Genomic DNA, 19,723 nt, shown 5'->3' with positions numbered 1-19,723 from the left:
AGGGGGCACACGTGCAACTACCGCCGTACGACGAGTAGTGCTTGGTCATGTTGGTGCGGGGCCCGGCATGCAGCGGTGACAGGTGGGGCAGGCGCCGGTCCAGCTCGCCGACCCGGGGGTTCCGTACAGAGCGGGTGACGAGAATCGAACTCGCGCTCTGAGCTTGGGACTCGCACGGTACGCGACTGCCAGGGTGCTTCCGATCAGCGTGAGCCGGGCGGAGGCGCTTCGGGCGACGGCTGTTTCGCCCGTATCAATGGCACGCAGGGGCAGTCGCGAACTGACGCACCGCGCCGGGCTACTCGGCCTCGTCCCCCTCGGGGCGGCTCTCAATCTCCCGCAACGTGACGTGAAGGTGGTGCTCCATCGCCGCGACCGCTTGCGCCGGATCACCGGTCAACACGGCGTCGAGCAGCTCCTCGTGTTCGGTGGCCGAGCTCGCCGGATCGGCCCCTGTGGCGAGGTAGCGCCGATGGCTCTCCTCACGGCTCTTGGCGAGTGAGCGCTCCAGGGCGTCCAGGATCTGGGTCAGGCTGATGTTGCCAGAGGCCGCCACCAGTGCCTGGTGGAAGGCGAAGTCCGTGCGTATTCGGGTGGGCATGTCGAGCGGGTTGGCGCGCTGCTCGGCGATCGCCTCACGGGCGCGCGCGATGTGCGGCCGAGTCTGCGGCTCCTCCGGTCCCGCGATGCGCTGCGCGGCGAGTCGGGCGCCGTGCACCTCAAGCGCCGTGCGGATCTCGGTGAACTCCATGAGGGCGCGTTTGTCGCGCAGGAATGCGAGCGCGACGAACTCCTCCACCGGCAGAGCGTTCGGCGAGGCGACGACAGCCGGCTTGCCCTGGCGGCGCTGGACCAGGCCGCGCGCCTCAAGGGTCTTCATCGCCTCCCTGAGAACCACCCGACTCACCCCGAACCGCGCCGCGAGCTCACCTTCCGGAGGAAGCTGATCGCCTGGTGTGACGTCCGGGCCCACGCACAGTTCCTCGATGAACTCCACGACCTGGGCGGTCAGCGAACGTGGCTGTGCGCGCATCGCACCGCGCCGCGCCGTTCTCGGCGCGGGCGCTCCCTTCGCCGTGTCTCCCAAAGCGGTTGCTCCTCAGTCGAATTGGTCTTCGCTCGTGAGCCTACTCAGCGGCTTGCGTGGTGTGTACGGGCCAATGCCGAGCGTATGCGTGGGCCGGGAAGTGTTGACTGCGTAGCAGCTTATATTACAAGCTTCCTCCGTTCGGCGGCATGCGAGAGACCCGTCGCCGCTCGCACGCAAGGCCGCTACGGAGGGTGCAGGTGAACAGCACCGACCAGCAGATCTGTATGGGCGCATGGGACGGACCGGGGGCCGAACCCGGTGCCGTGGCGCCCCCGATCTATCAGACCAGCCTCTTCACCAAGCCGTCCTTCGAGGAGTTCGTACGGCAGCAGGCCGCCGAGCACGAGAACTTCGTCTACAGCAGGGGAACCAACCCGACGGTTGCCTTCCTCGAGGAGCGTCTCGCCCTGCTCGAGGGGGGCGAGGCCGCAAAGTGCTTCGCCTCCGGTATGGGCGCGATCAGCGCCGTCCTCGCCGGCTTGCTCCGCAGCGGTGATCACGTGCTCTTCGTCAACACGATCTATGGCCCGACGATCGAACTCGCCCAACACCTTGAGCGCTTCGGGGTCGAGCACACGATCCTTACCGACCCGGCCACCGACGCCGAGGAGCACATCCGGGAGAACACGGTGCTCATCTACGTCGAGAGCCCGGGAACCATGCTGATGAAAGTCGTGGACGTCCAGGCGTTGGCCACGACCGCGCGACGCCACGGCATCCGCACTGTCATGGACAACACCTGGTCCACACCGCTCTTCCAGAAGCCGCTCGCGGCCGGCGTGGACCTCGTCGTCCACTCTCTGACCAAGTACATCGGCGGACACAGTGACGTCATTGGCGGTGCGGTGATCGGCTCTCGGGAACTTCTCCGCGAACTCTTCTACCAGGGCCACCAGTTGTTCGGTGCTGTCATGTCCGCGATGGAGGCATCCCTCGTCCTCCGCGGATTGCGGACCCTTCCGCTGCGGATGGAGCAGCACCAACGCAACGCACTGAGCGTCATCGACTACCTCTGCACGCACCCCGAGGTCGTCTCCGTCCATCACCCGTACGTTGACCACCGCCCGGACGAGGGCGTGATCACCTCCCAGTTCAGCGGCTTCTCCGGACTGCTCAGCTTCGAACTGCGGGAGGGCACCTTCGCGCGGATCTCCCGGTTCGTCGACGCCCTGAGCCTCTTTCGGATCGGCCCGAGCTGGGGCGGCTACGAGAGCCTCGTGACGTCACCAACGCGCTCCACCGACGACCCGATCTCCGCCCCGTGGCCCGGCCTGATCCGGCTCTCCGTAGGACTTGAGGGTGCGCAGAGCCAGACCGAGGATCTCGACCGGGCCTTCACCCGGCTCGCCCACTGAGGCGTCGGCACGCCACCACCCACCTTGCCTGAGAGGAATACCGTGAAGTTCCCACAGGACACGGCGTCGGCCAACCAGGCTGAGAACCGTTCACTCCCCCAACCCCGGCTCGCCGTGGCGCTCATTCCGTTGGTCATCACCGTGGTGATCTTCGTCGGTGGTATCGGAATCCTGGAATTCCCCGCGGAACTGATGCTCATATTCGCGGCCGTCGTGTTCACGGCCTTCTCCGCCTGCCACGGCGTCAGCCTGGATCAGGTCCTCGAGGACATGGGCGAGAAGATCAAGCGAGCCCTGCCGGGCATCCTCATCCTTCTGAGCATCGGGATGCTGATCGGCACCTGGATGATCGCGGGCACCGTCCCGCTCATGGTCGACTACGGCCTCCAACTCATCAACCCGTCGTATCTGTACGTCCTGTCCTTCGTCGTCACCGCCATCGTGGCCACCTTCACGGGAACGTCCTGGGGCGCGGCGGGCACGGTCGGCGTCGCCCTGATGGGCGTCGCCTCCACGATGGACATTTCGCTGGCGATCACCGCCGGTGCCGTGGTTTCGGGAGCGTATTTCGGCGACAAGCTCTCACCGCTCTCCGACACCACGAATGTGAGCGCACTGGCGGCCGGTGCCAATATCTACGAGCACATTCGCCACATGCTCTACACGGCGGTGCCGTCGTCGGTCCTCGCGATCGCGGTCTTCCTGATCGCCGGAATCTCGATCGACGCGGGGTCGGTCGATCTCGACGTCATCGACGGCACCGTCGACGAGTTGCAGGGACTCTTCACTCTCCACCCGGTGCTGCTGCTGCCGCCGGCCGTGGTCCTCGTCGGCTCGATCATGCGCAAGCCCCCGTTGATCGTGCTCTTCCTGTCCTCGGCGACCGCCGCCGTCCTCGCCGTGCTCGTCCAGGGCTTCAGCATCGGCGACACGTTGGACGCCGCCGTCTCCGGTTTCACCACTGACATGCTGCCCGGAGACGTCTCGAGCCCCCTCACCGAGCTGGTCAACCGCGGTGGCCTGCAATCGATGTACAGCCCGGCGTTCTTCGTGTTCTGCGCTTTCTTCTTCGCCGCGGCACTGGAGAGCTCCGGCGTACTCCGCCTCCTGATCAGCAAGCTGATCGACAAATTGCGATCGACCGGCAGCCTCGTGCTGGCCACACTGCTCTCCGGCTTCACCGTCATCAACGGCACGTCAAACGCTCTGGTCACCTTCTTCCTCATCAACGACCTTTACGGCGAAGCCTTCAAGAAGCGGAACCTGCACCCGACCAACCTCTCGCGGAGCATGGAAGATTCGGTCACCCTCACCGAGGTGCTCATGCCCTGGACCGTCTCGGGCGCCTTCATCGCGGGGACGCTGGGCGTGGCGAACTTCGACTTCCTGCCGTGGGCCGTCTTCTGCTGGAGCGGCCTCGTCTTCTCGGCATTGCTGGCCTACCTTGCGCCCGTCACCCGCAACTTTGGCATCCGCCGCCTCGAACCGGAGCCCCAGGAGGAATCGACGAAGAACTAACGGGTCCCAGTCGCCGGTCTCGACTCCGTCCGCGATCCAGGGTGTGGCTCAGGCCCTCGCGCTTGGACATGGCGGCGAGGGGCTGCGCGGGTCAGCTCGGTGCGAACTCGCTTGCCGCCCGCTCCACTTGGCGGTGGTGGCGCTCCCACCAGGCGCGGTCGGCGGAGGGCATGTTGTCGTTGCCCTCGCGCATGCCGACCGCCCCGTCGATCAACTCGCGCAGGATGTCGGCGTGCCCCGCGTGCCGGGTGAGGTCGGCGATGACGTGGACCACGATCTGGTGCAGCGTCACGTGTCTGCGGTCCTGCGGCCAGTGGGGCACCTCGCCGGGCGCGTCCAGCGGCAGACTTTCGATCGTCGCGTCCGCGTGTTCCCAGACCCGGTGGTAGAGGCCGACGATGTCCGCGCTCGGCTCCTCGGCCGTGGCCCACATGTCCACGTTCTCCTCGGCGTTCTCGAGGTCCACCAGCCAGGCGGGCAGCGGGTCGAAGGGGCGCCCGAAGGTCTCGCCGAAGTAGCCGATCTCCACCCCGGCCATGTGCTTGACGAGCCCGAGCAGATTGGTGCCGGTCGGCGTCATGGGGCGTCGCATCTCGTACTCGGACAGGCCGTCGAGCTTCCACAGCAGAGCCTCTCGGCCCGCCTGCAGGTACCGCCGGAGGTCTGCCTTCTGCCGCGCTTCCGTCATGCCGGCCAGTCTCGCACCGGGCACCGACAGCCGGCACCCGAGAATTCGACGGCCCCGCGCACCGGCTCCCCGTGCACGGCGGGGCAGGTCTGTCGGGTGCAACCGATCGCTCGGGTCCGGAAGTTGGCGCCGGTGGCAGACTCGGGCGCATGCGGACGAGCGTACGGAGCGGTGCCGGGCTGGTGCTGCGGCGATGGGGAGCGGCAGACGCCGCGGCGGTGCGGGGCGCCTTCGACGAGCCGCAGATGCGGCAGCAGTCCCGGGAGCCGGTGGAGTGCGACGCGTCCGCCGCGCGGTGGATCGAGGACCGGGTGCGGGAGTGGGACGAGGGGTCCGGGTTCGCCTTCGCCGTGGTGGATCGCGACGGCGGCGTGGTCGGCAACATGGCGGTGGGCTCGGTGAACAGAGCACACCGCGTCGGCTGGGTCTCCTACTGGACGACGGCCGCCGCACGGGGCCGGGGCGTGGCCGCAGAGGCGTGCCGGACGGTGAGCGAATGGGCGTTCCGGGACGCGGAGTTGTTCCGCCTCGAAATCGGCCACCGGACGAACAACACGGCCTCCTGCCGGGTCGCCCTGGCGGCCGGCTACGCGGTCGAGGGGTGGCAGCGGCAGAAGCTGGAGTACGACGGGGTCCGCCACGACGTCGAGCTGCACGCCCGGCTCGCGACCGACGCCGCGCCTTCCGCGACGCATCGGCGCCCACGGCCGGCGTAGCGCGCGGACTCCGGAGCGGGCGCAGGGTTAGGACCAGGCGCCGGGTTCGAGTCAGGCGCCGGGTTCGGACCAGGCGCCGGGTTCGGGTCAGTCGCCGGGTTTGGGGAAGAGGAGTTCCGCGGCGCGCTGGGTGATCTCCTGGCGGGTGTGGCCCGGGTGATCGGCGGCGATGAGGTCGCCGGCGATGGCGGCCGAGAAGGCGAGCAGACAGCGGGCCTCCAGTTCGACGCTGTCCGGGTAGCGGTCGGCGAAGCTGCGGCGCAGATAGCCGATCCGCTCGTTGTCGACGCGTCGCAGTCGTTCGGCGACCTCGGGGTCCCGGCGGGCCCAGTCGCGGACGGCCAGGTCGATCGGCAACAGGTCGTCGGAGAAGGTGAGTTCGGCGGCGCGTTTGGTCTTGTCCAGGGCACTGTCGCCCTCGCGCTCGGCCTGCGCGATGACGTCGGGGACGCTGCGGCGCTCCCAGTCGTCCAGCATCTCGGCGAGCAGCGTGTTCCGGTCGGCGAAATAGCCGTAGAAGCCGCCCTTGGTGACACCGAGGGCGCGGGCGAGCGACTCGATCCGCACCGCGTCGGGCCCGCCGGCGGCCAGTGCGCGCAGGCCCGCGTCGATCCATGCCTGACGTGGGGTGCGGGCTGTCGCCACCTGGGGCCTCCGTTGCCTCGATCTCGTGCTGCCGACCCGTATGCGGAAGAGCACCGCCGACCGGTGCTGCCGACCTCATTCATACGCAAGCGTACAGATGCTGGTAGCGTGGATTTATACGTACCCGTATAAAAGAGTCGGCGCTCTGGACGGCCGGCTCGGGGAAGAGGTGTTCGCGATGACGCGTTCCGAGCAGCACGGCGTTCGGCCGACCGGCCCGCGCGTGACGGCGGCCCGGCTCACGGCCGCCGCCGGTTGGACGTCGGTCGCCTTCGGTGCGGCCCACGTCCTGGTCGCGCCGCGCGATGTGCGCGAGGGCCTGGCGGACGGTCTGCGCGAGGGCGGGTGGAACGGCTTCACTCTCGAACCCTCCACCACGCTCGCCGAGTTCAGACGTTCCGAAGCCTTCTGGCTCACCTTCGGCAGCTTCGGGGCCCCGATGCTGGTGTTCGGCTCGCACGTCGTGTGGTCCGCCCGGCGGGGTCGGCGCGTACCGGGGTGGCTCGGCTGGGCGCTGATCGCGTGGGGCGCGCCGCTGAGCTTCGTCCTGCCGAAGTCACCGGCCTGGACGGTGCCCGCGATCGGCGCGCTCCTGGTCCTCGGCGACCGCGACCGGAAGCGGAACCGGCGGCGGAACCGGCGGCGTTGACCCTCCCGCGGTGTCCCGGCCGCCGGGATCGCGGCCGCCGGTGTCGCCGCCGCCGGGACTGCCGGGGCGGGCGCCGCGTTCGGGCGCTCGGGGTCCGGCCGGCGGGTGCTCAGTGCCCGCCGGTGGCGGCCTCGGCGGCGCGGATGGCGTCGCGGTAGGTGCGGGCCGCGGCGCGCAGCGCGGTCTCCGGGTCCGTTCCGTCCAGCTCGGCGCGGGCCGCCAGAGCCAGCAACTCGTAGCCCACGCCCGGGCCTTGGGGCAGCGCGACGTCGAGTCCGGCGGAGTGCGCGCGGCCGGCCAGCTTCGCGGAGAGCGCCAGCGCGGGCTGCCCGAGCGGCACCCCCTCGGTGACCGAGGTGCGCTGCTTCTCGACGGCCTTGGTGCGCAGCCAGAGCGCCCTGACGTCCTCGGGGGTCTCGGCCGTCTCGTCGCCGAAGAGGTGCGGGTGGCGGTGGATGAGCTTGTCCACGATGGTCGCGGCGACATCGTCGACCGAGAACGGCTCGTCCGGGTCCTCCTGCGCGATCCGCGCGTGGAAGACCACCTGGAGCAGCACATCGCCGAGCTCCTCGCGCAGCTCCTGCCGGTCGCCGCTCTCGATCGCCTCGACGAGTTCGTACGCCTCCTCGATGCCGTGCTTGACCAGCTCCTTGTGCGTACGGGTGCTGCTCCACGGGCAGCCTCGCCGGATCTGGTCCATGATCTCGACGACGTCCAGCAGTCGCGCTCCCGGCAGGTCGTAGGAGCCGGGAAGCAGCTCCAGCGAGGGCATCGCCTCGCGGCCGGAGCCGGCCAGTCGTGCGAGGCCGTCGGTCAGCCGCGGCTCGCCCTGCGCGCCGGCGATCACCACGACGGTACGACCGGGCAGGCAGCGGTCGACCAGCTCGCGGGCGTCGGGCAGCGGGCCGAGGACCGGTTCGACGCCGGCCTCCCGCAGATACGGCAGCTGCGGCTGCCGCTCGTCCGCGCACAACACCGAGTCGGCGGCGCGCAGTTGCTCCCACGCGGGCCAGGACAGCAGTCCGGGCGCCACCCGGTGGCTGGTGGTGAGCAGGACGATTCGGCCGGGCTCGCCGGTCTCGGCAGTGGTCATGCCCCGAATCTAACGTCCTCCTCCGGCCGCCCCGCCCCGGGCCCGCCCCACGCTCCCCGGCACTCCTCCGGCTCCGGGAGCGGCGCCGCTCCGTGTCCCGCGCACCCGCCCCGCACACCGACCGCTCGCGCCCGGCCACACGCGCGGGGCTCCGCGCGCCCGGCCCGCGCGCACGGCTCGCAACCTCGCTCCCCGCTGCCCCGTGCCGGCGCTATCCCGCGGTCGTCTCCGGGACCGCGGTGGTCCGGCGGGCCCGGCCGCGGGTTCGGCGGCGTCCGGGGCCGTACGTGCGCGGGGCGAGCCGGGCGCCGAGCGCCATGATCCGCAGCGCCCGTTCGGTGGCGCCGGTGAGCAGTTCGGCGCCGCGGTCGATCGCCTCCCCCAGTGTCATCGGCGCGGGCAGGATCGCGGTGTAGGCGTCCACGCCGATCGCGCGCACCTCCTGGGCGCCGGGCCCGATCGTCCCGGCCAGGACGAGCACCGGCACGCCGTGCGCGTCGGCCCTGCGTGCGACCTCGGCCGGGATCTTCCCGCGCACGGTCTGGTGGTCGAGCGCGCCCTCGGCGGTGATCACCAGATCGGCACGGGCGAGCCGGGCGTCCAGGTCGAGCCCGGCCAGCAGCACTTCGTAGCGCGGGAGCAGTCGGGCGCCGACCGCCGCCAGCCCGGCGCCGAGCCCGCCGGAGGCACCCGTACCGGGAGCGGTGCGCAGATCGAGGGAGGGTGCGAGATCGCGGCCGGCGACCGCCGCCAGCCGTTCCAGCCCGGCGGAGAGCAGCTCCACCTCCGCGGGGGTCGCGCCCTTCTGCGGCCCGAACACCCGGGCCACTCCGCGACGGCCGCAGAGCACGTTGTACGGGTTGCAGGCCACCAGCAGCTCGACATCGGCCAGGCGGGGGTCCAGGCCGGTCGGGTCGATGTGCTCCAGCTCGTGCAACGAGCCGCCGCCCGGCCGCAGTTCGCGGCCGTGCCGGTCGGTGAGCCGGGCGCCGAGCGCCTGGAGCGCCCCGGCACCGCCGTCGGACGTGCCGGAGTCGCCGCAGCCGACCAGTACGCGCCGGGCGCCGTGGTCCAGCGCCGCCAGGATCAGCTCGCCGACGCCGTACGTCGTGGTCGCGCCGGGGTGGCGCAGGTCCGGCGGCACCAGCGCCAGACCGGCGACGGCCGCCATCTCGACGACCGCGGTGACCGGTGCTCCGGTCCCCGGTTCGGCGTCCAGCAGCGCGAAGTGCGTACGGACCGGGGTCCCCATCGGGCCCGTGGCGGTGCGGGCCACCAGCCGGCCGCCGGACGCCAGGGCCAGCGCCTCGGCGGTGCCCTCGCCGCCGTCCACCAGCGGGATCAGGTCGAGTTCGGCGTCCGGGAGCACCTGCCGCACTCCGGCCGCGATGGCCTCGGCGACCCGCGTGGCCGACAGGGACTCCTTGAAACCGCTGGGGGCGATGGCGATGCGACAACTCATGGCTGGGACTCCAGATTCACGGGCACGCCGAGCAGCGGCCAGACGGTCAGGGCGAAGACGAGCACCACGGCCGCGGTGAGCGGCGCGAGCAGCGCGGAGAGCCGGAGCAGGTCGCGCGGGGTGTAGGTCGGGGTACCGGGCACGTCGGAGAAGAGCGCGACGGGCTTGGCGGAGGAGGGAAGCGTGTGGCAGAAGCCGGCGGCCGCCGTGGAGGCGAGCGCGGCCGAGACCGGGTTGACGCCTGCCCCGACCGCGGCGGCGACCACCAGCGGCACCAGCACGGAGGAGCGGGCCGACCGGGACTGGAGCGCCAGATGCGCGGCCGTGCTGACGACGACCACACCGGTCAGGAACGCCCAGGGCGGCAACGACCCGCCCAGCGGCGTGCGTTCGACCAGCCACCGGGCCGCGCCCGAGTCGGAGAGGGCGACGCCCATCGCCATCGTGGCGGCCATGAAGAGCAGCAGCGCCCAGGGCACCGTCTTCAGGCCCTCCTTGAAGCGGACCGTGCCGAGCGCGGGCGAGGTGGCCACCAGTGCGCCGATCAGCGCGACCACGGCGGGCGAGACCCCGTGGACCGGTTCGCTGCACCACAGCACCACGACCGTGGCGAGCAGCAGCAGGCACCGCGACTCCTCCGGAGTGAGCGGCCCCTCGACGGGCGTGGCGGAGTGCTGCTGGATCTCCTTGGCGGTGATGCTCACCGGGCCGCGCCGGTCGTCGCGCCGTGTGGTCGTCAACAGGACGAGTTCGGCGGCCAGATGGGAGGAGACGATCGCCAGCGGCAGCCCGAGCACCAGCCAGGAGACGAAGCTCAGCTGCTCACCGGTCTGCTCGCGCAGCACGCCGACGGTGATCAGATGCGCTCCCGCACCGATCAGCGTCGCGACCGCCGAGAGCAGGATCACCGTCGGGAAGAGCAGCGCCAGCATCACCACCAGGCGCCTGCGCTCCCGAAGGGCCGCCGCCAGCGCCAGGAAGACCGGCAGTGCCAGTGCGGCCCGCCCCGAGGTGGCCGGTACGGCGAAGGCGGTGACGACCAGTCCCGCGGTGGTCAGATGGACCAGCTGTCGCACCGTGGCGGCGCCGCCGACCAGGAAGACCGCGGCCCGGCCGGCGAGCCCGGTCCGGCTCACCGCGGCGGCGAGGACGAAGGCGCAGATCAGCAGCCACACCGTCTCCTCGCCGAGGGTCCCGAAGAGGGTCTCGCTGCTGATCACCCCGGTGACGGTCAGCGCCAACCCCGCGCCGAGCGCGATGTAGGCGTCGTCCACCGGGGTGGCGATCCAGGCGGCGGTCGCGAGCACGAAGACGCCGAGCGCGAGCCGCCCTTCGACGCTCAGGCCGGTGGCGAGGGAGGGGACGGCGAGCCCGGCGCAGAGCAGCAGCACCGCGCCGAGACCGGCCGTCCGGAGGATGTTCGAAGGCACGGAGAACAGCCTCTGAACACCCGGTGAGCCATCGATGAGACCCGGGTGAAGGACTTTTCATCAAGGACTTCTCATCAAGGCCGCGACGAGGGTGTGCACCTTCTCTTCCCGCGCGCACGCCCCGCCCGCACGCGCACGCCTCCGCCCGCGACGTGCGCACGGCCCGTACGTCCGCACGCCCCGCCGTACGGCGCGAGCGCATCCGCGGCTCAGCGCAGGCGGTACCCCATGCCGCGGACGGTCTCCAGGTGCTCGGCGCCCAACTTCCGGCGCAGAGCGCGGACATAGACGTCCACGATGTTGGAGCCGGGGTCGAAGTCGTAGCCCCAGACGTGGGAGAGGATCTGCTCCCGCGAGAGCACCTGCCCGGGGTGGCGCAGGAACATCTCCAGCAGGACGAACTCGCGCGCCGTCAGATCGACCGTGCTGTCCCGCACGCCGGCCCGGCGGGTTCGCAGGTCGAGCGCGAGCGGGCCGCGGCGCAGCACCGTGGCCTCGGGTTCGCGCGCGGCCGTGCGCCGCCGCAGCCGCACCCGGGCGAGCAGCTCCTCGAAGCGGAAGGGCTTGGTCATCCAGTCGTCGGCGCCGCCCTCCAGACCGGCCACCGTGTCGCGCACCGAGTCGCGGGCGGTCAGGACGATGACGGGCAGTGCGATCCGGGCCTCGCGCACCTCCCGCAGCACGCTGAACCCGTCCCGGCCCGGCAGTCCTATGTCGAGCACCATCAGGTCGAACCTGCCGCTGAGCGCCTGGTCGAGCGCCTCGTCGCCGTCCTCGGCGACCACCGTGGTGAAGCCGTTGGCGCGCAGGCCCTTGCGCACGAAGGAGGCGATCCGCTCCTCGTCCTCGGCGATCAGGATGCGGTTCATCTGTCTGTCTCCAGGATGAGTGTGAAGGTGGCTCCGCCGCCTTCGGTCGGGCGCAGTTCGACGTCGCCGTGGTGGCCCTCGGCTATCGCCTTCACGATGGCGAGCCCGAGCCCGGCGCCGCTGGTGCGGGTGCCGCGCCGCGAGGTGCCGCGGCGGAACCGTTCGAAGATCACCTCGGCGTCCTCGGGAGGGATGCCGGGGCCGCTGTCGGCGACGTACAGCTCCACCCGGCCGTTGCCGGTTCGCGAACCGATCCGGATGCGCTCGCCCGTGGCCGTGTGCTGGACGGCGTTCTGGGCGAGCTGCACCATCGCCTGGGTCATCCGCTGCGGATCGAGCCTGACCTCCAGATCGGCGACTCCGTCCAGCTGCCAGTCCCGGTCGCCGAGGGTGCGGACCTTGACGAAGACGTCGGCGGTCAGCTCCGCGAGCTGGACGGGCTCGGGGCGCACGAAGTCGGGGCGTTCGGCGCCGGCGAGCAGCAGCAGGTCCTCGACGATCCGGCTCATCCGGTCCAGCTCGTCGGTGACGAGGCGGATCGTCTCCTCGCGGTCGGCCGGATCGTCCCCCATCAGCTCCAGGTGCCCCCGCACGATGGTGATGGGGGTGCGCAGCTCGTGCCCCGCGTCGTCGACGAAGACCCGCTGTGCGGCGAACGCGCGCTCCAGCCGGTCGAGCATCCCGTTGAACGTCTCGGCGAGGGTGGCGATGTCGTCGCGGCCCTCGACCGGGATGCGCCGGGTCAGGTCCTGCTCGGTCAGCTCCGCGGCGGCCGATCGCACCAGCCGTACGGGCGCCAGGATGCGGCCGGCCACCGCCCAGCCGATCCCGATCGTCATCAGCAGCGCCACGGCCGAGAGGGCGAGCAGCGTCCAGAACGTCTTGTCCGCGGCGTCCCGTTCGCGTTCGGGGTTGAACGCGACGACGAACGCGGCCGGTTGGCCGCCGCGCACCGGTTCGATGGCGACCTTGGCCCAGCGCAGCTCGCCGTGCGGTCGGTGCAGCGTGCCGAAGGGCTCCTCGGAGGCGTGGATGCGGGTCAGCGCCGGCCCGTCCCGCCAGAGCGCGATGTGCTCGGGGATCTCGCGGGGCTGTCTGACCACATCCGGCTTGGCGCCGCGCCGTCCGCTCAGTCCGAGCAGTTCCTCGTCGGGGTCGGCGTACTGCCGCTGGAGGTAGACGCGCAGCAGCCGGTCGGAGCCGTGGAACCGGCCGCCGGTGGCCGGATCGATGCCCTGGGGAACGAAGTTGGCGAACTCGCCGGTCTCCTGCGAGAGCAGCTGGTTGGTCCGGTGGTCCACGTCGCGCAGCAGGATCGAGCGGACCGTGAAGGCGACCGCTCCCAGCGCGAGCGCCATCACCACCAGCAGCCACAGCAGGATCCGTACCCGCGCGGTGATCCTGGGCAGGCTAATCGTCGTCCCCGAAGAAGTCGTCGTCGTCATCGTCGTCGTCATCGGTCACCGGGGGCGGCGGCACGACGTTGTCGCCGGGGGCGTCGCCGGAGCCGCGCGAGGAACCGTCGGAGGGGTCCGCGGACGGGGAGGACGGGTCCCGCGACGGCTCGGCGGACCCACCGTCGCCCTTCGAACCGCCGTCCTTCGCACCGCCGGTCTCCGCGCCGCCGTCCTTCGCGCCGCCCGTCGAGCCGTCCGAGGCCGAGGGGTCCGGGGACGCGCCGTCGTCGGGACTCTCCTCCAGCTCCACCGAACGGGGCACGTCCGGCGCTTGCGGGGAGTCCGTCATGGCGTAGCTGGTGGCCGCGATGCCGAGAGGCACGGCGACCACGGCCGCCAGGGCCGCGAGACGAGGAGAGAAAGCCATACCCGCACCATGGCCGCCGCGGGCGAGCCGCACATGAAGCGAAGATGAACAAATCTTCATTCAGTGCATGAGGCATCCATCACTGCGGGTCCCGCGACGGGCGGTGGTTCGGGCTCTGCCCCGGGTCCCGCGGCGGGGTCGGGTCCGGTCGCAGGGGCGGGCCTTGCCGCGGGAGCGAGTCGCGGGCCGGTCGCGCGGGCGGGTTCTGCTGCGGGAGCGCGGGCGGTTCCGGGGGCGCGGGCGGCTCCGGCTTCTGGGTCGCCCGGTCGGCGGAGGAGGCGGAGGCGGGCGCGGTCTCCCAGCGCACCGCGCGCACTGCCGGGAGGGCCAACACCGTGGCACAGAGCAGGAGTTGGAAGACCGCCGCGAAGCCCAGCACACCGACGACGCCGACCGACTCGGCCACCGGTCCGGCGAGCGCCATCCCCACCGGCCCGCCCACGAACGCCCCCATGGTCACGTAGGAGTTGACCCGCGAGAGCGAGTCGAGCGGGACGTGGTGCTGCACGGTCGTCATCCACAGGCTCATGTTCACCGCGATCCCGACTCCCGCCAGCGCCGCCGCCGCGCACACCACCGGCAGCGGCGCGGTGAACGCCAGCGCGGCCGGCGGCGCGACCGTCGCGAACCCGCAGGCCACCGCGACCACCAGCGGTCCGGCCGGCCTGCGTCCGAGCACCAGCAGCCCGCCGCAGACGGCGCCCACGCCGTACAGCGCCATCACCGCGCCCCAGTCGCCCGCACCGCCGTACTCCCGGTCGGCCGAGGCGGGCCCGAGCACCAGGTACGGACCCCAGACCAGCAGGTTGAAGAGCGCGCCGTAGGCGGTGAGGGTGCACACCCAGGGACGGGCGGTGAACTCGCGCCAGCCGTACCGCAGATCACTCAGATACGAACTCGCCGGCCCCGTGCCGCGCGCGTCCACCGGCGGGAGGAAGAACAACAGCAGCACCGTCAGCAGATAGGCGCCCGCCGCCGCGGACAGGCCCCAGGCCGGGGAGCCGAGCGCGACCAGCGCACCGGAGAGCGCGGGCCCGGCGATCGTCGCCGCCGAAAAGGCCAGCCCCAGCAGGGCGTTGGCGTCGGGAAGCGCGTCGCGCGGGACGAGCAGCGGCGCCGTGCCCTCGTACGCGGGCCGGAAGAACGCCTCCCCCGCACCGCTCAGCACGGTGAGCGCGACCAGCGACCACAGCTCCAGCCGCCCCGTCGCACACAGCACCGCCAACAGGGCCAGCGCGGACGCCCGCAGACAGTCGGCCGCCATCATCAGCGCGCGTCTGGGCAGCCGGTCGCCGAGCACGCCGCCGATCGGCAGCATCAGCACCACCGGCAGGATCCGCGAGGCCATCACCAGGCTCAGGTCCGACAGCGAACCGCTGATGTCCAACGCCGTGAAGGCCAGCGCGAGCGGGGTCATCGCGCTGCCGAGCTGCGAAGCGAGGTGGCCGGCGAAGAAGACCGGGAAGCCGGGTCGCGCGAACGCCGCCAGCCGACCTGCGGTCACGACACCCACCACGCCCCGTCCGTGCCGCGAGGCGGCCGTCGGACCGGCTCAGCCGGCCGGTGAACCGCCTCAGCCGTGGTCGTGACCGTCCTCCGGGCCGTGGCCGCCGGCGCCGGGCTCCTTCTCGACGGCAGCCTTCAGCCAGCTGCGCTCGCCGTCCGCGAGCTGGAACTTCTCCATGTCCCAACTGCCGTACCGCGGGCTGACCTTGATGCCCATCTTCTTGGAGGTCTCGACCAGCTTTGCGCTGATGACCTCGTCCGCCTTCGGGTCGCCCGCCTGGACGCCGAGCGCCTGGACCAGCTTGTTGAAGAGCAGCGTGGTGCGGTACGAGTCGTTGATCTGGCTGGGCGCGAGCGCGTTCTCGCGCAGCAGGGTGCTCTCCAACTGCTCCTTGCCGCCCGCCCGCTTCTGGTCGGAGGCCCGCGCCTCCTGCACCTCGCGGCGGCTCACCCGTACGCCCTCGTCGGCCGCGGCGCGCGCGATGACGCGGGAGCTGATCATCTCGTTGAGGTTGTAGTGGCCGAGGCGGCCGGAGCTGCGAATCAGCTCGCCCGCGCCGTCACCGGCGCGCTGCGCGTCGCGGACGGCCTCGGAGCGCGACTGCACCTGGGAGACCGTGATGCGCTCGCCGTCCACCACCGCGGCGGCACCCGCGCGGGTTTCCTCACTGCCGCAGCCCGTGAGCAGCGGCGCGGCGACCGCCAGAGCGGTGGCGGCGACTGCGACGTGGGACGCGGACCTGCGGCGGTGCATGGGACCTCCTGGCTGCGGCGGCGGTCGTGCGGCTGTGCAGCGACCCGGCGGCCCCGATCTTAGGCACCGGGGCGGCCCGGTCTCCACCACTTGGACAGAACTTCGAATCGCGGAGTGCGCCTCGGGGCAGGTCCGGACGGGTTCCGGCCCGCTGCGGACAGCGCTCCGGCGGTGCGGTTCGTCCGGTTCGGACCGTTTCGGCCCGCGCGCGGAACGGGGCGGGCGCGGGCGGTGCCGGGTGGACGGGCGACCGGTGTCGGCGCCGTACGGGCACGGCCTCCCCGCTGGCCGTACGGGCGCGGCCTCCCCGCTCGCCGTACGGGCACGGCCTCCCCGCTGGCCGTACGGGCGCGGCGTCCCGGCTGGTCGTACCGGCTCGTCAGGGGCGAATCGGCATGGTCTCGCGCAGAGTTGCCGTGTTGGCGCGGGTGATCTCCCACAGGCGCTGCTGCCGTTCGTGCACATCGGCGACGGCCGCCTCGTGATCCCTCAGGATCGCCCCCGCGCGTTCCACGAGCCGGTCGGCGAGGTGCGGGTCGTGCACCGACAGGCCCCACTGGGGGCGTTCGATGTCGGTGAGGAAGTAGACCATCTTCGGGTGCGAGACCAGGCTGAGGATCGGGGTGCCGCAGCCGAACGGGATCATCCCGGCGTGGCCGCGCATACCGATCACCAGCCGTGCCCGGGCGAAGAGTTCGTGGATCTGGGCGTTGCTGCGGCCGTAGAGGCGTTCGACGGGAAGTGTGAGCCCGTGGGCGCGGCGCAGGTCGGCGACCAGCCGTTCGTCGTCCGGCATGTGCGGGGCGTACCGGACCTCGGCGTGTTCGCTCAACGCCCTTACCGCTCGGGCCAGTTGGCCCAGGAAGTGCCCGTAGTCGTGTCCGAAGCGGTGGCCCGAGCGGTCGTAGGCGCAGTTGAGCAGGACGGTGTCGGTACGGGAGGCGGGGTCGACCCAGTCGGGCTGGATGTGCCGGGTGACGGTGGTGGGGCAGGGCTGGTAGCCGACTCTCTCCCGCAACTCCTCGGGCAGCAGTGCGCGCACCCTCTCCACCGAGCCGTGGTTGCGCAGACCGACGAAGTCGGCGCGTTCCACCAGCGTGCGGAGGCTGCGCAGGAAGCGTTCGCGGCGGTAGCTCTGGCCGTCGAAGACGTTGTAGCCGACCGCGAACACCGCGACGGGCACCTCGATCCGGCGCAGCAGTTCGTCCGGGACGTTCCACTGCCAGCCGCTGTGCCCGTTGGGCACGGTGTCCGGCAGGAAGAGGCCGCCGCCGCCGATGACCAGGCCGCGGCGGGCGTTGACCGCCGCGAGGGCGTCCTCGTCGAAGAGGCGGTGGGCGTCGATTCCGTGCCAGCGGGCCGGGCCCGGCTCCTTCGGCTCCAGGCTGCGCCGCACGGCTTCCGGCAGCACCTTGTCGCCGGCGTTCTCCTGCCCGGTGGCGTAGAGGGCGACGTGGGCGAACTGCTCGCCGGGCGACGGCGCCGGGTCGGGCCGGAACTTCTTCGCGTCCAACTGGAACGGCTCCGGGTGCAACTGGACGCGGCACTCGCGGTGGGTGGGGTCGACGGCCAGCCCCTGCCGCGCGTACTCCTGCGCGTCCGCCGCTCCTCCCCGTATCCGGGCGAGTTTGGCCAGTCGGCCGAAGGCGCGCGGGGCGACCTCGGGATCGGCGGCTGCCAGCAGAAAGTGGGTGCGGGCCTCGTCGTAGCGCGAGAGCGCCGACAGCGCCCGGCCCAGGGTCTCGTGGAAACGGGGCTGGTTCGCTCTGGCCCCGGCGGCGGCGAGCACCTCGACGGCCTCCTCGTACTCGCCCGCGGCCAGATGGACGGTCCCGAGCCGGTGCGCGAGGTCCACGGTGGGGCGGGAGGCGAGGACGGAGGGCGCGAAGTGGCGGAAGAGATCGGGGTGTTGGGGCGCGCGCAGCTCGCACCAGCGCGCGCGGAAGGTCTCGTCGTCCAACTCGTGGGCGGCCCAGGCCGTTTCGACCGGCCCGTACCCGGGACGCGGCCCCTCCCAGGGCCGGTGCTCGGGGTGCAGCCGCAGCACACGTGCGTCGGAGGGTTCCGGCAGCGGCATGTCGCCGTGCAGGCGTCGTACGGGGAAGTCGTGTGCCGCGCCGAGCAGTTGGTCGGCGTCGGCCGCCAACTCGGCGAGAGAGCCGACCCGTTGGGCGTCCGCGGTCTGGAGGACCAGCAGTCCGTCCGGGTCGGGCGCGAGCTGGTCCGGGTGCGGGCCGACGGGCTGGAGGACCGCCGCGGTGCCGGTGTTGATCCGCAGCAGGGGCGAGAGGTCGCCGCGCACCAGCATGCCGGGCGTGAGCGCGATCAGCGTGTCGTAGCCGGTGGTCCGCAGCAGGTCCGCGCGGCTGCTCCCGTGCCGCTCCACCAGCCGCGGGTGCAGTCGGCGCAGCGGCGCTATCCGCTCCTCGGGCAGCTCGGGGCGGACCAGTACGAAGTCCTCGCACAGCGCGGGATTGGACAGCGCCAGACTGCGCAACAGCACTGCCAGACCCGGGAGTTCGGGCTCGGTCGCGAAACAGGCGAAGGCGACGCGCCGCTTCCCGGTGAGCCGCGCCGCATCGGCGAAGCCGTCGGCCGCGGGGGCAGGCGCGGCGTCGGGCGCTCGGTCGGACACGGGGGCAGGCGCTCGGTCGGGCGCGGCGTCGGGCACGCGGTCGGACACGGCGTCGGCGGGGGTTCGGGCGGTGGTCATCGCAGCGTGATCCTCGTCCGGTCGCAGTCCTGGGCACGGGCGCGCAGCCAGTCGAGCTCGGGGGCCCGGAGCGTCTCGGCCGGCGGCGCGGCGGTGCGAAGTTCGATCCGGGGGCTGACGTCCAGGAAATCCAGCAGCCGCAGCACCACGAAGGGGGTGGAGGGCGTCTCGCCCCACTGCCGTTCGTCGCAGAGGGCGGGGTCGGAGAGGGGCCGTCGCAGCCCGGCGTCACCCACCAGGTCCTGCGCGCCCGGTGCCAGCGAGCGGATCGCTTCCGTCCACCGGCCGGGGCGCGGCGATTCGTCCAGCACGATGCGGACCGCGGCGTGCGTCGTCCAGCCCCTGCGGCTCCCGGTACGGGTGGCGTGCACGTCGATCGGGCCGGTCACGGAGGCGGGCAGCTCGTCGCAGCGGACCACCACGTCGTACGCCGCCGCGGGCGGCTGCGTCTCGCCGGCCAGTACGCAGACGGTGCGGCCCTCCAGCCGGCCGCGCAGTTCGTGCACGCCGAGCAGCCGGGCGTCGGCGAGGTGGCCGTCGGGCGCCGGGTCGAGCGCCAGGAGGCGGCGGTGCCGGCCGTGGAGCACTGCCAGCCGTGCGACGTCGGGGTGCGCGGCGCCGTGTGCGGCGAGCGCCGTGGTCAGATGCGCGGTGAAGGCGTCGCGCACCTCCGGCAGCGGCCGGCCCTCGGCCACGGCAGCGGCGAACGCCCGGCCGGAACCGGAACCGCCCGCCGTCTGTGCGACGTCCGGCAGCAGGCCCGTCGCCTCGTCCAGCAACTCCCGCTGCTCGCGCAGCACTTGGGGACGGCGCAGGCACCGGGGCTCGGCGCCGTCCAGCGCCGCGTACCGCTCGTGGGCGACGATCGCCTCGGACAGGCGGCCCGCCTCCTCCAGCGCCCGCCCGCGCAACCGCCAGGCGCCCTTGGAACGCGGACGCAGCTCGACGGCGGCCTCGGTCAACGCCAGCGCCAGCTCGCGTTCCGGTGCGCCGTCGGCGTCCAGCGCCGGTGCGACGGCTCCGAGCAGCTCGTCCAGCGGTACGGCGTCCGGGGACGCGGTACGCGGCCCCTCCGGCCCTCCCGGCCCCTCCGGCACGTCCGGTCGCAGCGCGTACAGCAGGGCGCCGAGGGCCGCCACCAGCGGTGCGGGCGTACCGCCGCGGCCCGGCCCCGGGTCGGCGAGATATCCTGCGCAGCTCCGCTCGCAGCGGCGCAGAACCGCCGCCGTCTGCGGCGAACCGCCCCTGGCCGTACGGGATGTGGGCCGGAGCAGTCGGGCTGCTTGTCGTCTCATGAATCTCCACCGCCGGGTGCTGGAGGCCGCACTGTGCCCCACCCGCCGCCCATGGCACCCAAGGGGCGGGCACACGGCACATGAACAGTCGGCGAACCCCCTGTGCGCGTCGCCGC

The 19,723-nt window shown here is 72.3% G+C and carries 17 protein-coding genes; 4 read left to right on the top strand and 13 right to left on the bottom strand.

Features of this window, described 5'->3' with window-relative positions:
• Window positions 1-298: 298 nt before the first annotated feature.
• The gene (locus tag MTQ01_RS12935; RefSeq protein WP_247489814.1) at window positions 299-1,033 is read right to left on the bottom strand and encodes a FadR/GntR family transcriptional regulator; all 735 of its coding nucleotides are present in this window, start codon (window positions 1,031-1,033) and stop codon (window positions 299-301) included.
• A gap of 254 nt (window positions 1,034-1,287) precedes the next feature.
• On the opposite strand from MTQ01_RS12935, the gene MTQ01_RS12930 reads away from it, so the two are divergent.
• Together MTQ01_RS12930 and nhaC are read left to right on the top strand one after the other, a co-directional pair.
• Window positions 1,288-2,445 carry an aminotransferase class I/II-fold pyridoxal phosphate-dependent enzyme gene (locus tag MTQ01_RS12930; RefSeq protein WP_247489812.1) on the top strand — a complete coding sequence of 386 codons (1,158 nt, stop codon included), beginning with the start codon at window positions 1,288-1,290 and terminating at the stop codon, window positions 2,443-2,445.
• Between the two features lie 42 nt (window positions 2,446-2,487).
• On the top strand, window positions 2,488-3,963 hold the full coding sequence (gene nhaC / locus MTQ01_RS12925; RefSeq protein ID WP_247489810.1) for a Na+/H+ antiporter NhaC: 1,476 nt from the start codon (window positions 2,488-2,490) through the stop codon (window positions 3,961-3,963).
• A gap of 91 nt (window positions 3,964-4,054) precedes the next feature.
• On the opposite strand, the gene MTQ01_RS12920 is transcribed toward nhaC, so the two are convergent.
• Window positions 4,055-4,651 (bottom strand): DinB family protein, encoded by a 597-nt coding sequence (locus MTQ01_RS12920; protein ID WP_247489808.1) that lies wholly within the window; start codon window positions 4,649-4,651, stop codon window positions 4,055-4,057.
• A 149-nt stretch (window positions 4,652-4,800) separates the two neighbouring features.
• Between MTQ01_RS12920 and MTQ01_RS12915 the strand changes: the two genes are divergently transcribed.
• Window positions 4,801-5,367, top strand: coding sequence for a GNAT family N-acetyltransferase (locus MTQ01_RS12915; protein WP_247489806.1), 567 nt, complete (start codon window positions 4,801-4,803; stop codon window positions 5,365-5,367).
• Window positions 5,368-5,454: 87 nt separating this feature from the next.
• On the opposite strand, the gene MTQ01_RS12910 is transcribed toward MTQ01_RS12915, so the two are convergent.
• Entirely contained in the window at window positions 5,455-6,012 is a 558-nt protein-coding gene (locus MTQ01_RS12910) for a TetR/AcrR family transcriptional regulator (protein WP_247489805.1), read from the bottom strand.
• 97 nt (window positions 6,013-6,109) lie between these two features.
• Here MTQ01_RS12910 and MTQ01_RS12905 point away from each other — a divergent pair, with 97 nt between their 5' ends.
• Complete coding sequence (locus MTQ01_RS12905; RefSeq protein WP_247489803.1) at window positions 6,110-6,661, top strand: DUF6463 family protein; 552 nt, start codon at window positions 6,110-6,112, stop codon at window positions 6,659-6,661.
• Window positions 6,662-6,770: 109 nt separating this feature from the next.
• On the opposite strand, the gene MTQ01_RS12900 is transcribed toward MTQ01_RS12905, so the two are convergent.
• The 10 genes from MTQ01_RS12900 to MTQ01_RS12855 form a co-directional block, all read right to left on the bottom strand.
• Window positions 6,771-7,754 (bottom strand): nucleoside triphosphate pyrophosphohydrolase, encoded by a 984-nt coding sequence (locus tag MTQ01_RS12900; RefSeq protein ID WP_247489801.1) that lies wholly within the window; start codon window positions 7,752-7,754, stop codon window positions 6,771-6,773.
• Between the two features lie 211 nt (window positions 7,755-7,965).
• On the bottom strand, window positions 7,966-9,216 hold the full coding sequence (locus tag MTQ01_RS12895; protein WP_247489799.1) for a glycerate kinase: 1,251 nt from the start codon (window positions 9,214-9,216) through the stop codon (window positions 7,966-7,968).
• On the bottom strand, window positions 9,213-10,646 hold the full coding sequence (locus tag MTQ01_RS12890; RefSeq protein WP_247489797.1) for an SLC13 family permease: 1,434 nt from the start codon (window positions 10,644-10,646) through the stop codon (window positions 9,213-9,215). The genes MTQ01_RS12895 and MTQ01_RS12890 overlap by 4 nt, the downstream gene beginning before the upstream one ends.
• A 209-nt stretch (window positions 10,647-10,855) precedes the next feature.
• The gene (locus MTQ01_RS12885) at window positions 10,856-11,515 is read right to left on the bottom strand and encodes a response regulator transcription factor (protein WP_247489795.1); all 660 of its coding nucleotides are present in this window, start codon (window positions 11,513-11,515) and stop codon (window positions 10,856-10,858) included.
• Entirely contained in the window at window positions 11,512-12,960 is a 1,449-nt protein-coding gene (locus MTQ01_RS12880; RefSeq protein ID WP_247489793.1) for a cell wall metabolism sensor histidine kinase WalK, read from the bottom strand. Before MTQ01_RS12880 ends, MTQ01_RS12885 begins: the two co-directional genes overlap by 4 nt.
• Window positions 12,926-13,339, bottom strand: coding sequence for a small hydrophilic protein (locus tag MTQ01_RS12875; protein WP_247489791.1), 414 nt, complete (start codon window positions 13,337-13,339; stop codon window positions 12,926-12,928). Before MTQ01_RS12875 ends, MTQ01_RS12880 begins: the two co-directional genes overlap by 35 nt.
• A 79-nt stretch (window positions 13,340-13,418) precedes the next feature.
• A complete protein-coding gene (locus tag MTQ01_RS12870; RefSeq protein WP_247489788.1) occupies window positions 13,419-14,843 on the bottom strand; it encodes an MFS transporter in 1,425 nt (474 codons plus the stop codon).
• A 69-nt stretch (window positions 14,844-14,912) separates the two neighbouring features.
• A complete protein-coding gene (locus tag MTQ01_RS12865; RefSeq protein ID WP_247489786.1) occupies window positions 14,913-15,599 on the bottom strand; it encodes a SurA N-terminal domain-containing protein in 687 nt (228 codons plus the stop codon).
• A 379-nt stretch (window positions 15,600-15,978) separates the two neighbouring features.
• Complete coding sequence (locus MTQ01_RS12860; protein WP_247489784.1) at window positions 15,979-18,312, bottom strand: polysaccharide pyruvyl transferase family protein; 2,334 nt, start codon at window positions 18,310-18,312, stop codon at window positions 15,979-15,981.
• Window positions 18,309-19,607, bottom strand: coding sequence for a hypothetical protein (locus MTQ01_RS12855; protein ID WP_247489782.1), 1,299 nt, complete (start codon window positions 19,605-19,607; stop codon window positions 18,309-18,311). The genes MTQ01_RS12860 and MTQ01_RS12855 overlap by 4 nt, the downstream gene beginning before the upstream one ends.
• Between the last annotated feature and the right edge of the window lie 116 nt (window positions 19,608-19,723).

Source organism: Streptomyces sp. XM4193 (assembly GCF_023072595.1).
Taxonomy (GTDB): Bacteria; Actinomycetota; Actinomycetes; order Streptomycetales; family Streptomycetaceae; genus Streptomyces.
Note: the sequence above shows the minus strand (reverse complement) of the source record. Positions and strands in the feature narration are given on the sequence as shown.